The following is a 14,153-nucleotide window of genomic DNA, read 5'->3' on the forward strand; positions in this document are numbered from 1 at the left end:
TTTGTCGGCATCAGGCTACAGGTATGTTCCAGATGTCCTCGGCGTATTCCCTGATCGTACGGTCCGATGAGAACCAGGCCATTCGCGCAACGTTGAGTATGCTGGAGTGGGTCCATTCCGGGCTGGCCCATTCGGTGTCGATGGCGCGCTGCGTACGGTAGTAATCGTCGAAATCGGCGGATACGAGATAGTGGTCGAGAAACCGCAGCGCGTGAGCAATGGGAATGAAACGAGAAGCATCGTCCGGTGAAAATACTCCGCGCTCGATAGCTTCGATCACGCGGGCCAGTTTCGGCGACGATGAGATGATTTCGGTTGCATCCAGCCCCATGGAGCGGCGGCGCACAACCTCGTCAGCTCTCATGCCGAAGATATGGATATTCTCTTCACCGACATGTTCGGCAATCTCAATGTTGGCGCCGTCGAATGTTCCGATGGTGATTGCACCATTCAGCGCGAGCTTCATGTTGCCGGTGCCGGAAGCTTCCATGCCGGCAGTGGAAATCTGTTCGGACAGATCGCTCGCTGGTACGATCACTTCCGCGGCGCTCACATTGTAATTGGGAATGAAGACCACCTTGAGAAGATCCCTGATCCGGGGGTCGTTATTGATGACATTCCCAATGTCATTGATGAACTTGATGATGAGCTTGGCCTGCCGGTAGCTCGCGGCGGCCTTCCCGGCGAAAATCTTGACGCGTGGTGTCCAGTTGTTCTGCGGGTTGTCCAGGATCGCCTGATAGAGCGCGATGGTTTCGACCGCGTTGAGAAGTTGGCGCTTGTATTCATGGATACGCTTGATCTGGACGTCGAACAGTGCCGATGGATCGACGACTATTCCGAATTGTCTGGCTATGATCTGGGCGAGCGCAGCCTTTTTCGTTCGTTTCACGGCCTGAAACTTCTGCTGGAAAGCAGAATCGTCCGACAGCCGCTCCAGTATCCGCAACCGCTCGGGTTCATCGAGAACCGCGGCTCCACATGCATCCTGCAGTAAGGAGGTGAGTTGCGGATTGCATTGATGCAGCCAGCGGCGAAAGGTAATTCCGTTGGTTTTGTTCGTGATACGATCCGGATAAAGGCTGTTCAGATCGGCAAACACGGTCTCGCGCATGAGTTCGCTATGCATGGCAGAAACGCCATTGATGCGATGAGAGCCGACGAACGCAAGATGACCCATGCGGACGCGGCGGCCTCCGGTTTCGTCAATCAGCGACACCGAAGCTTGCGAGCGTGCGTCCGCTCCGAAATGCTTTTCCGCAGCCGCAAGATGATCGGCGTTGATCCGATAAATAATATCGAGATGTCGCGGCAGCATCCGTTCGAACAGTTCGACTGGCCAGGTCTCTAGCGCCTCGGGCAACAGCGTGTGGTTGGTGTAGGAGATCGTCTTCGTGGTGATGTCCAAGGCATCGTTCCAGGCAATATGATGTTCATCCGTCAACAGACGTATCAACTCGGGAACGGCGAGGCTGGGATGAGTATCGTTGAGCTGGATCGCCGCGTGGGACGGCAGCGACCGGATATCTCCGTCGGTATGGAGATGGCGGTTGAGAATATCCTGCAACGAGGCGGAAACAAAAAAGTACTCCTGACGGAGGCGCAATTCGCGTCCCGCTGGCGTTTCGTCGCTTGGATATAGAAACTTCGATATCGCTTGCGCCCGCGCCATCTCGGACATCGCGCCGAGGTGATCGCCGCTGTTGAAGGTATCGAGGCGCATCGGATCGACGGCGCGCGCAGACCACAGCCGCAGCGCATTGACGTGGCGGCCGCGCCAGCCGACGATTGGCGTATCGTAGGCGATCGCCTGGATGGTCTCATCAGGTATCCAAAGGGTCCGGATTCCGTTGCCGTTTTCTTCGATGCGATCGAGGTGTCCGCCATACTGGATGTCGAATACCACATCGCGGCGTTCGAATTCCCATGGGTTTCCCGAGAGCAACCACTGCTCGGGAAACTCTTCCTGCCATCCGTTTGAGATGATCTGGCGAAAGAGCCCGTGTTCATAGCGAATGCCATAGCCTCGTGCTGGAATCGCGAGCGACGCCATGCTTTCCATGAAACATGCGGCAAGCCGGCCGAGTCCCCCATTGCCGAGCGCAGCATCCGGCTCGACACGACGCAACTCGTCGAAGTCGAGGCCGAGGTCCTCGATCGCTGTTCGGAATGGCTCCATCAGTGACATGTTCGTCAGCGCGTCGGTCAGTAACCGTCCGATCAGGAACTCGAGCGACAGATAATAGGCATGCTTGGCTCCATGATTCTGATTGGCTCGATCGGATTGGAGCCATTGATAGACAATGCGGTCCCGCAATGTCAGCGCCGCTGCTATGTACCAGTCGTGGATATCGGCGTGTTTGACGTCTTTTCCCGCCACCAGAACGATCTTGGACAGTATCGTACTCTTGATCTCTGCGACGATGTCATCGTCTTCAGGCTCGGGCCATGCCGGTGTGTCCTCAACGAGACCGCGAAGTCGTTTGGGCGAAACGTCAAAAGCCATCCAGTATCCCGCTCTTTTTCTGCCAGGAGCATTTCGTTTCTGATTGAATCGGACGCGAAGCTCTAGATTATTGTTCTGACGCGTTCTCTTCACGCGAACCGGTGTCCACTTCGCTCGAGAACGCTATAGCGTGAGTGATGCCCTTTGCAGTCCGGTATCGATTTAGCTTTCTCCGCGGAGTTCACTTGAGGTTTTATTATATCGATTTGTTCTGTGTTTGGAACCATTGTCGCCGCTGCGGTCGGGTCGGGCGGTGAGGCCATGGAGCATCATGAAACGACATCGGAGATGAGTTGCAGGCGATAAGTTCACACGGATTGCCGCTGTTCGACAGGCCGTTCCAGGGACCAGAATACCGACCATGCTCGCAGGCGCACCGGCAACTCGCCACCCCAGATCGGTCGTCCCGGCATCGGGGAGGTGTCATTCGTCACATTATGATCCGAAATATTGGCGCGAAGGTGTAACCGCGCGTCGTTGCCCAGCGTCCAGCGTGCAATCAGCAGACGGTCGTTCTGGCGAATATCGGCGGAATCGAACTTTGCGTTGCCAAGATGGGGCATGAGTTCATCCCTGCGAATCCGCAATAGCCGTTTGACCAGTACATGACGCGGCAGGCGCTGGTCTTGATCGGGCCAGTCAAGAACCGCCGCTTCGAATGTGGACAGCGCGAGGGGATCAGGAACATTGTCGCCGAACATCTCGTAGGCCTCAGCAAACTCTCTCCGGCGGCCTGCTCGCACGGCGTCGGCGAGGTCGCCTTTGAAGTCGCAGAAGAACGGGAAGGGCGTGGTTGCTCCCCATTCCTCGCCCATGAACATCAGCGGTGGAATCGGCGCGAGCAACGTGATCGCAAGCGCCGCTTCGATGGCACGGGCGCCAGCGGACCATTCGAGGCGGTCACCCAGCGCGCGGTTGCCAATCTGGTCGTGATTTTGAAGGAAGTTCACGAAAGCGGCCGGGGGTAGTCCGCCGATCCGTTCACCACGAGCCCGCCCGCCGCGATGAGTAGAGGACTCGCCCTGATAGGCGAATCCGGCATGCAGCGTTCGCGCGAGAAGATGGCGTGGATTGGCGGCGTAATCCCCATAATAGCCGTGGCTTTCCTGAGTGAGAATGACATGCCAGGCGTGATGGTAGTCGTCATTCCACTGGGCGCGATACTTCCCGTCAGGTGCACCTGAGGACGGATCGAGCAGGCTCGCGCGATTATCGTCGTTTTCCAGCACGAGGTGAATGTGGCGTCTGTCTTGCCGCGCCAGAATCCCGATAGCGCGGCTGATATCGTTCAAGATTGGGGGTTCGCCCGTCTCGAGGATGGCATGCACCGCGTCAAGGCGAAGGCCGTCAAATCGATAGTTGCCGAGCCAGTGAAGTGCATTATTGACAGCGAAGGCACGAACTTCGGGAACGCGATAATCGATCGCCGCTCCCCAGGGTGTCTTCGCATCACAGAAGAACTGCGGTGCGTAGCGCTCCAGATAATTTCCCTCCGGCCCGAAGTGGTTGTAGACGACGTCGAGAAAAACCATCAGGCCACGCAGATGGGCTTGATCGATGAGCTCCCTCAGATCGTCCGGCGTACCGTAAACGTGATCGGGCGCATACCACAGTGCGCCGTCGTAACCCCAATTTCGCGCTCCCGCGAAGTCGGCGAGTGGCATCAACTCGATGGCGGTGATCCCTGTCGATACCAGATGATCGAGCTTGTCGATCATGGCACGATAAGTGCCCTCAGGCGTGAAGGTGCCGACATGGCATTCCAGGATGACCGTCTCATGCCAAGGCCGGCCGCGCCAGTCGATTGCCTTCCAGCGGAAACGACGGTGATCGACAAGTTCGCTCCGGCCGAACACATCGTCGCGTTGATAAGACGACGCAGGATCCGGCACGTCCAGTTCGTCATCAATCCGGTAGTGATAACGGGTGCCTGCTTTCGCCGCCGCCACCGCCGCGACGAACCAGCCGCTATCGTCCTTTTCCATTCTATGTGCGGTATCGGTAATGACGAACACTTTACGGGCCGCAGGCGCCCACAGCCGGAACGTTGCGCCCTCCGGCGTCAGAGAAGGACCGAAGCGATCGACACTCACGGGTGGCCTGCGAACGCGATGACGCTGCGAGGCGGGGCCTGCATCGTGGTGTTAGGGTAGTGCGGGGCATCGTCGGCGTCATCGTCCGTTGTGTGAAGAACGATCGACCACGTCTTGTACTCCTCGAGGTTCGGAATCCTGAACTCGATTGGATCCGGCGCGGCGTTGAGGACGACGTAAAGCGCCTGTTCATGCTGCTCCATGGGGCCGAGAACGTAGGAAAGAAACCTGCCTTCTGGAAAATTCCAGTCGCTCTCTGTCATTTCGTTGCCTTCCGGCGTGAGCCATATCACGCCGTAAGAACTATCTGTCTTTTTCGCCGTCACCCATTGTCGTGATCTGATCTGTCCAAAGCGCCTTCTGATCGCGATAAGGCGTCCGACGAAGTCGGTCATGTCGTTGTCCTTATCGCCAAGACCGCTCCAATCGATCCATCCGATCTCGTTGTCCTGGCAATAGGCGTTGTTGTTTCCACTCTGGCTGTTACCGGCTTCGTCGCCTGCAAGAAGAAGCGGAACGCCCTGGGCCAGCATCAGGCACGCGAGCTGGTTCTTGCGAAGCTGACGGCGGAGCGCCAGGATTACAGGATCATCAGTCGATCCTTCGTGGCCGCAATTGTTGCTGAGATTATCATTGGAGCCATCGCGATTATCCTCGCCGTTGGCTTCGTTGTGCTTCTCGTTATAGGAAAACAGATCCGCCAAGGTGAAGCCGTCGTGGACGGTAACGTGATTGACGCCGGCGCGAGGTGCGCGGTCATCGTGGTTGAAAAGGTCCGACGATCCCGTCATGCGACGGCTGACATCGCCGATCAGGTTTCCTTCACCGGCCCAGTAACGTCGCATCGTGCTGCGATACCGGTCGTTCCACTCCGACCATTGCGAAGGAAAGCCGCCGACCTGATAGCCGCCGGGGCCGACATCCCATGGCTCTGCGACCAGCTTGACGTTAGCGAGAACGGGATCCTGCCGGATAGCATTAAGAAAAGCGCTGTTGCGATCGAAGCCGTTGGTGCCTCGCGCCAGTGTGCTTGCGAGATCAAAGCGGAAGCCGTCGATGTGACAGACCTCGACCCAATAGCGCAGCGAGTCCATTACCATTTGCAGCACGCGCGGATGGGTCAGGTTCAGCGAGTTTCCGGTCCCGGTGAAGTCGTCGTAGTAGCGAGGATTGTCCGGCATCAGCCAATAGTAGGAAGCGTTGTCGATCCCGCGAAATGATAGTGTGGGGCCGAGGTGGTTTCCCTCCGCGGTATGATTATAGACGACGTCGAGCATGATCTCGAAGCCGGCATCATGAAGGCGAGCGACAGTCATGCGGAATTCGTCCAGCGCCGCGCCCTTCGCGTAGCGCTGCTCCGGCGCGAAGAAAGAGAGGGAGTTGTACCCCCAGTAGTTGCTCAGATTCCGCTCGACAAGGTGGCGATCGTCGATGAAGCCGTGAACCGGCAGAAGCTCGATCGTGGTGACACCGAGGCGCCGCAGGTGATCGATCATGGCTGGCGCGGCCAACGCGCCGTAAGTGCCACGGAGCTCCGGCGCAATATCCATGCGTGTCTTGGTCAACCCTTTGACGTGAGCCTCATAGATGATCGTGTCTTCCCAGGTGGGGCTGGGTCGCGGTTCGCGCCTTCCCCAATTGAATGTCTCGTCGATGACGGTGGCTTTTGGCATGGCGCGAGCGTTGTCGCGTCTGTCGAAGGACAAATCCTCACGCGGGCTTCCTGCGCGGTAGGCGAAATGTGCGTCACTCCAGACCAATCGTCCGCTGATCTTTTTCGCGTAGGGATCGAGTAGCAGCTTGTGAGGGTTGAACCGATGTCCGCGCTGCGGATCGTAGGGACCATAAACGCGATAGCCATAGAGCTGTCCCGGCGCGACATCGTTCAGATAGCAGTGCCAGACATTCTCGGTGTGCTCCGGCAGAGCGATGCGCTCGACCTCCCGACGCCCCTTGCTGTCGAACAGGCAGAGCTCGACCTTTTCCGCATGTGCGGAGAAGAGCGCAAAGTTCGTTCCACGGCCGTCCCACGTTGAACCAAGCCGAACAGGTGTGCCCTCCGAGATTCTCATCATGCCATTTCCGGAACCAGAAAGATCACCCCGAGAGGCGGCAATGTCAGGGCGAGCTCGGGAATGATCTCCCCGGAGGTCTCGACCGCGCCCTCATTCCCGACGTTACTTCCACCATAATGAGCGGAGTCGGTATTGAGCGCTTCACGCCACGGGCCGGTGAAAGGAACGCGCACGCGATAATCGCGATGGATGGTCGGAGTGAGATTTGCGATGACGAGGCAGCGCGCCCGTCCGCTTGCGCCCTTCCGCATCCAGGCGAAGACGCTGTGATCTGCGTCGTTGGCTACGATCCATTCGAAGCCGGCCGGGTCGCAATCGAGTTCGTGCAATGCAGGCACCTCGCGATAGAGTTTGTTGAGATCTCGAACCACTGCCTGGACTCCCTGGTGACGAGCTTGATCAAGAAGATGCCAGTCGAGTGCGTGATCGTGGTTCCATTCGCGTTCCTGACCAAATTCCGCCCCCATGAACAACAATTTCTTGCCGGGATGACCGAACATGAAAGCGTAGTAGGCGCGCAAGTTCGCGAAGCGCTGCCAGTCGTCCCCCGGCATGCGGCCAAGGATTGAGCGCTTGCCGTGTACGACTTCGTCATGCGACAGCGGGAGGATGAAGTTTTCCGAGAAGGCATAGTGCAGCCCGAACAGGATCTGATCATGGTGGTGCTTGCGGTGAATCGGATCCTTTCTAAAATAGCTCAAGGTGTCATGCATCCAGCCCATGTTCCATTTGTAGCCGAACCCTAAACCGCCGAATTCGATCGAGCGCGACACTTGTGGCCACGCAGTCGATTCCTCCGCCACGGTTGTGGCGTTCGGAAACCTGCCAAATACTTCCCTGTTGAACCGGCGCAGAAATTCGATAGCTTCGAGATTTTCCCGGCCGCCGTGCTTATTCGGAATCCATCCGCCTTCGGGACGGCTGTAATCGAGATAGAGCATCGACGCGACAGCATCGACGCGAAGGCCGTCGACGCCGTAACGATCGAGCCAGAACAGTGCATTTGCCACGAGAAAATTGACAACTTCGGTGCGGCCGTAATTGTAGATCAGGGTATCCCAATCAAGGTGACGACCCTGCAATGGATTGGCGTGTTCGTACAGCGACGTTCCGTCAAACCGGCCGAGCCCGTGCGGGTCGTCGGGAAAATGGCCCGGCACCCAATCCAGCAAGAGGCCAAGTCCCTCACGATGGCAGGCATCGACCAGATGCGTGAAGTCGTCGGGCGTGCCAAAGCGGCTGGTCGGGGCGTAAAGGCCGGTCGGCTGGTATCCCCAGGATCCGTCGAACGGATGCTCATTCACCGGCATCAGCTCGATATGGGTAAATCCGAGGCTGCGTGCATAGCGGGGCAGGGTTTCAGCCAGTTCGCGATAGGATAGCCAGCGATTGCCGTCGCTCCGGCGCCATGACCCGAGATGAACTTCATAGATCGAGATTGGCGCGTCGTATGCATTGATCGGAACGCCCAGGGGAGCCGGGCGCGGAAGCCTCGCCTGGTCGAGTATGATCGACGCCGTGTTCGGTCGCACCTCGGCCGCGAACGCCATCGGATCGGATTTCAGCGGGAGCAGGGAGCCATCGTGAGCCGTGATCGCGAACTTGTAGCGATCGCCCGCCCGCGCACCAGGGATGAACAGTTCCCAGTATCCATTCCCCCGAACCCGCATCGGATGCCGGCGTCGGTCCCAGAAGTTGAAATCGCCGACAACTGCCACGGCCCGTGCGTTCGGCGCAAGCACGACGAATCCCGTTCCGTCCACGCCTTCCATCGCCATGGGATGAGCGCCGAGCTTGTCGTAGAGCCGCTGGTGTGTGCCTTCGCCGAGCAGATAGAGGTCGAAATCGTTCAGGATAGGAGGAAAGCGATAGGGATCCTCCAGTTCAACCAGATCGGCGCCATACCGGGCGCGGAGACGATAGCGCTCCGCTCCGTCCGGCAAGTCTCCAAGGAAAAGTCCGGCGTCATGAATGCGTGTCAAGGTGATCTCTTCGCCGGTCTCATCAATCAGGCGAACTTCCGACGCCTCGGGAAGATAGACGCGAACCACGTTGCGATCAGTCTCGCGATGAAATCCCAGATAGTGAAAGGGATCGGAATGCCGCCCTTCAAGGATGGCGCGCGCTTCGGAGGACAGTTCGGTCATGCGCGATCCCGTCTTCCGTTGCGCAGTGCCCGCAATGCGCCGTCCAGCGCGACCCGCAGCCAATCCGGACGATGCGCCAGCTCGTAGTCAATCTCATAAAGCGCTTTCTCGAGCAGGAAGAACCGTAATATCCCATCGTTCTCGCCTTCATCCTGCGGCCATAGTCGAGAATCGGACATTGCTTCGCGATAGGCGGTCAGAAAGGTCTGGGTCGCCTCGTCGCGCCATACTGCTAAGGCTTCCGCCAATCGGCCATCATCGTCCGCCTCGTTCTTCAGAACGCGTTCTTGCGCCGAGGTCACGGAATAATCGATGGATCTGATCAGCCCGGCGACGTCACGAGCCGCCGGCGCCTTCATCCGTCGTTCGGAAAGACTTCGTCGCGGCTCGCCTTCGAAGTCGATGATAAAGACGTCGTCGCGAACGACGAGAACCTGCCCGAGGTGAAAGTCGCCGTGATGCCGAATGCTGTACATCTGAATCGATGACGGCAGCAGTTCGACGAGCAAGCCATGCAGCGTCGGGCGAAGACTCTGGATCTCTTCGACGAGTATCCGATCCAATTCCGAAAGATTTTCTTGAGCAAGGCGGTCGAACGTCTTTTCCGCCCGCGCTGTCAGGCGGTCGATGAACTGCGCGACATCCGAAGCGGTAACTGGCTCGGGACGGAAATCCTCGATATCATCACGGCTGGCCAGCGCCATGTGCATCTCCGCGACGCGCTTGCCGATCTGCATCATGTAGCGCTGGTAGGCTGCCTTTTCTTCAAGCGCTGGAGCTGTATCGACAGCGCCCACGAGCCGTTGCTCGTCAATGAAACGATCCAGCGCAGCGCTGCTGATGGTCCATGCGTCTCCCTGGTTGCCGACGAAGGCATGCACTATAGCGACAGCGGCCTGGACGTCGGGTCCCGTCAGCTCCACGCTGCCGAGCAAGGCGGGCGTATTGGCGAAGCCGGCAACATCCGTCAGAAAACGTCCTACCTCCACTTCCGGATTGATGCCATTCTCAAGCTTTCGGTAAAGCTTGACCACAAACTTCTGATCCACCAGCGCCGTGCTGTTCGACTGTTCGGTCTGAACGGGTCTCACGTTCTCGATCGGCTCATCCGCAATCGTGGCCAGCCGTTCCGTGGGAATGTAAGCGATCTGTAAGTCGCCTCCCTCGAAGGTCGCACGTTGACGCAGACCTTCGACAATGCCCGTGATCAGATCACTCTCATGAGCGGCGTCGATCAGCGTTCCCTCGCGCGATCCCTGTCTGACGGCCGCGATGTTTCGAGCATCATAGTTTCTGCGGTCGAGCCGATCCCACCTGATTTGAATCGGCATCGCATATCGCTCTGACTGTCCGCGATGGGTGACATCGAAGATCGACAGCCATGGCCTCGAAACCTGGTCTTTCGTGAGCGGTATCGCCGCCGGCACGCGCGCGGTGATGGCGCCCGCGGATCGCTCCGGAAACCAGCGCGAGCGCGCGAGATGAGAAGGCAGGACGTCACGCTCGAAGATCGAGCGTGTCCGCGCCAGCGACATCCATGTCGCACCCTGCGGCACGACGAGCGTTTCATAATCCGGTACGATCACCGCAGCGACGTTTGGAGATGGCGGCTTTTCATTCAGGCGGAACCAGTAGAATCCATAGGGCGCGAGCGTGATCAGGTACGGCAGCTCGCCAATATCGGGAAAGGTCGTCCGTCCCAGCATTTCAAGAGGCGAGCGACTTTTCCAATGCGACAGATCAAGCTCGGAAGCCTGTGCCGATCGCGACAGGTTGGCGACGCAGAGCACGACCTCGTCGCCATGCTGCCTCAGATAAGCGAGAACGCTGCGATTTGAGGAACGAACGAAGGCCATCGTTCCCCGGCCAAAAACGTGACTGGATTTACGTACCGAAATCAGCTTCTTCATCCAGCTCAGCAATGAAGACAGACTTCGCGACTGGGATTCTACATTCACGGACTCATAGCCGTAGACGGCATCCATGACGGGAGGCGCATAGAGCCGCGCGGGGTCGCATCGGGAAAATCCACCATTGCGATCCGAAGTCCATTGCATCGGAGTGCGTACGCCGTTGCGGTCGCCCAGGTAGATATTGTCGCCCATTCCGATCTCGTCGCCGTAGTAGATGATCGGTGTTCCCGGCAGCGACATCAACAATGAATTCATCAGCTCGATCTTGCGGCGATCGTTGTCCATCAAGGGCGCGAGACGGCGGCGAATGCCGAGGTTGATGCGTGCGCGAGGATCGGCTGCATAGGTCGACCAGAGATAGTCGCGCTCGATGTCGGTTACCATTTCGAGAGTCAGTTCGTCATGGTTTCGTAGAAACATCGCCCACTGACAGTTGTCGGGAATGTCGGGCGTCTGCCGCAGAATGTCTGTGATCGGAAAGCGGTCTTCCTGGGCGATCGCCATGTAGATGCGCGGCATCAAGGGGAAATGATAGGCCATGTGGCACTCATCGCCGTCCCCGAAATAGAACTGAACATCCTCTGGCCATTGGTTAGCCTCGGCCAGAAGTACCTTTCCCTTGGCGTAGGAATCAAGCGCTGCGCGGATATGTTTGATCACCGCATGCGTTTCGGGAAGATTTTCGTTGTTGGTTCCCTCACGCTCGCAAAGATAGGGAATTGCATCCAGTCGAAACCCGTCGACGCCAGTGTCGAGCCACCTTTTCATCACCTGAATGACGGCTCTGACGACACGAGGGTTGTCGAAGTTGAGATCTGGCTGATGACTGAAGAAGCGATGCCAGTAGTAGGCGTTCGCTTCAGAATCCCAGGACCAGTTGGACTTCTCGGTGTCGGTGAATATGATTCGGGTTCCCTGATACTTCTTGTCCGTGTTGCTCCAGACATACCAGTTGCGCGCGCTTGATCCGGGGGGACTGCGCTGGGCGCGCTTGAACCATCTGTGCTGATCGGATGTATGATTTATAACGAGCTCGGTGATCACGCGCAGGCCGCGTCGTTTTGCTTCCGAAATAAACCTCCGAAAATCCTTCATGGTGCCGAAATCGGGATTGATCGAGCCGTAATCTGCAATGTCATATCCGTCGTCGCGTCCCGGCGATGGATAGAACGGTAGCAGCCATAGCGCGGTGACGCCAAGCTCCTGAAGGTAATCAAGCTTGTTGGTCAGGCCTACGAAGTCGCCAATGCCGTCATTGTTGCTGTCGGAAAACGCCTTGACGTGAAGCTGATAGATAATAGCGTCCTTGTACCAGAGATCGTCGGTCTGGACGTATCTGTCAGCATCGATATGCGACATCTCATTCATAATGGACCTCCCGCCAGACATCGAAACAACAGGGCGGGATCGCGTAACGGATCAAGTCTCAGGCGTACGCCGCCCCATTCAATGGCGTGACGCTCGCCGGTCATGAGGTTCTCGAGTGCGATGGGGGGAGCTGATCCGTTCGTGGTCTTCACCCGAATCGAATCCAGCGGCAACCAGAATTCGTAGCTCTCACGCGAAAGAGAAATGGCGACGACGATCGTGTTGGCGCCATCAGCGGATTGCTTGGTGAATGCGATGATCTGATCGGTGTCGATGGCAATAAACCTTAGATTACGAGTTTGCAGAAGCGCCGGATTCGCGCGTCGTGCCAGATTAAGGGCCGCGATATAGGATTTGATGTTTCCAGATGCGTCCCAGTCGCGGACTTTGATCTCGTATTTTTCGGAGTTGAGGTATTCTTCCCGCCCCGGGATCGCCTCATGCTCCAGAAGCTCGAATCCGTTATAGATTCCGTAGTTACCTGACAGGGTGGCCGCCAGGGCGACCCGGGACTTGAAGATCCAAGGTTCACCACTTTGCAGGTGATAGGGCAGGATGTCCGGCGTGCTGACGAAAAAATTCGGCCGGTAATAGTCTCGTTCAGGATATCCCGTCAGCTCGTTGAGATAAGACTCGATCTCCCATTTTCGGGTTCGCCAGGTGAAGTAAGTATACGATTGCGTGAATCCGAGCTTGGCGAGACCCTTCATCACCTTGGGACGGGTAAAGGCTTCGGCGAGGAAGATGATCCCCGGGTCTTTCGTTTGAACTTCGTGGATCAGCCATTCCCAGAAGTTGAACGGCTTGGTGTGCGGATTGTCGATCCGGAAGATGCGCACACCCTGATTGACCCAGAACAGGATGATGTCGCGAAGCGCGTTCCACAGTGAGCCGGCGTCTTCGCAACCAAAATCGGGATTGACAATGTCCTCGTATTTTTTGGGAGGATTTTCCGCATAACGCATCGAGCCATCCGGACGCCGCTTGAACCAGTCAGGGTGCTGGGTAAGCCAGGGATGATCGGGCGAACATTGCACGGCAATGTCGAGCGCTATCTCCATGCCATGAATCTTGCAGGCGGCGATCAGTTCCCGGAAGTCGTCGAAGGTGCCGAGGTCGGGATGAATCGCATCGTGCCCGCCTTCCCGGGAGCCAATGGCGTAGGGGCTTCCTGGATCACCTTCGGCGGCTGTCAATGCATTGTTGCGGCCCTTCCGGTTGGTCCTGCCAATGGGATGGATAGGCGTGAAGTATAGGACATCAAATCCCATGGCCGCGATATCGGGCAGCCGGGCCATGCAATCCCGGAAGGTGCCGTGCTGGCCGGGAACGGTGCTCTGACTCCGTGGCACCATCTCGTACCAGGCGCCTGCGACCGCGAGGGCGCGGTCGATCGTCAGCGGGTAGAGCCGGGAGCGCGTGAGATCGGACCGGGCGCAGCCTTCGGCCATGGCACTCGTCAGTTCCGGCACGAGCAGGCTTGAGGGATCCCCGTTGTGAAGAAAGTCTTGGCATTGACGGAGGATGATCGCGGTTGCCGCCTTGCCGCCATGCTGCGCGCGCGTCAGCAGCGCCGCGCCTTCGAGTGCATCAAGAGCGATGTCCTGACCGGCTTTCTTCTTAAGCTCGAAATCACGCTTCCATGTGGCGAATTCGTCGGTCCAGGCTTCGATGGCATAAACGTAACGTCCTGGCTCCGGCGGCGTGAAGTTGCCGAACCAGCGATCATTATCGTGCAGGGTCATTGCCGATCGTTTCCAGTCGCGATCCTGCTCATGCCGCCAGATCAATTGCGCGACGATGACGTCGTGTCCGCTTCGGAATATGTCTGCCCAGACCTCCACACTGTCGCCCGCGAGGCGTTTGACGGGAAAGCGCCCGGCATCGATGCATGGGTATACATCCTCGATATGAAATGCGCCGGCGGTTGCGCCTTCCTCGCCTGCACGCAAAGGCATGATCTTCTGCGTCGATACGGACATTGATACGCCGCGCTAACCTGTCGGATGGAATGAAGGACCCGGGAAACTAACCTCGGCGTCGCCGGAAAG

At 57.9% G+C, this 14,153-nt stretch carries 6 protein-coding genes; all 6 read right to left on the minus strand.

Annotated features, from left to right (window positions below; all coding sequences use genetic code 11):
• Positions 1–10: 10 nt before the first annotated feature.
• Positions 11–2,506: a glycogen/starch/alpha-glucan phosphorylase gene (locus ACMYR2_RS07375; protein ID WP_416193940.1), complete on the minus strand. Its 2,496-nt coding sequence runs from the start codon at positions 2,504–2,506 to the stop codon at positions 11–13.
• A 308-nt stretch (positions 2,507–2,814) separates the two neighbouring features.
• Positions 2,815–4,599 (minus strand): malto-oligosyltrehalose trehalohydrolase, encoded by a 1,785-nt coding sequence (treZ, locus tag ACMYR2_RS07380; protein WP_347264125.1) that lies wholly within the window; start codon positions 4,597–4,599, stop codon positions 2,815–2,817.
• Entirely contained in the window at positions 4,596–6,671 is a 2,076-nt protein-coding gene (gene glgX / locus ACMYR2_RS07385) for a glycogen debranching protein GlgX (protein ID WP_347264127.1), read from the minus strand. The genes treZ and glgX overlap by 4 nt, the downstream gene beginning before the upstream one ends.
• Positions 6,671–8,821, minus strand: a complete 2,151-nt coding sequence (gene glgB, locus ACMYR2_RS07390; RefSeq protein ID WP_416193941.1) for a 1,4-alpha-glucan branching protein GlgB — start codon at positions 8,819–8,821, stop codon at positions 6,671–6,673. Before glgB ends, glgX begins: the two co-directional genes overlap by 1 nt.
• A complete protein-coding gene (gene treS, locus ACMYR2_RS07395; RefSeq protein ID WP_347263273.1) occupies positions 8,818–12,102 on the minus strand; it encodes a maltose alpha-D-glucosyltransferase in 3,285 nt (1,094 codons plus the stop codon). The genes glgB and treS overlap by 4 nt, the downstream gene beginning before the upstream one ends.
• Entirely contained in the window at positions 12,099–14,084 is a 1,986-nt protein-coding gene (locus tag ACMYR2_RS07400; protein ID WP_347263274.1) for an alpha-1,4-glucan--maltose-1-phosphate maltosyltransferase, read from the minus strand. The genes treS and ACMYR2_RS07400 overlap by 4 nt, the downstream gene beginning before the upstream one ends.
• Positions 14,085–14,153: the final 69 nt, after the last annotated feature.

It is taken from the genome of Nitrobacter sp. TKz-YC01 (genome assembly GCF_047824785.1).
GTDB lineage: Bacteria > Pseudomonadota > Alphaproteobacteria > Rhizobiales > Xanthobacteraceae > Nitrobacter.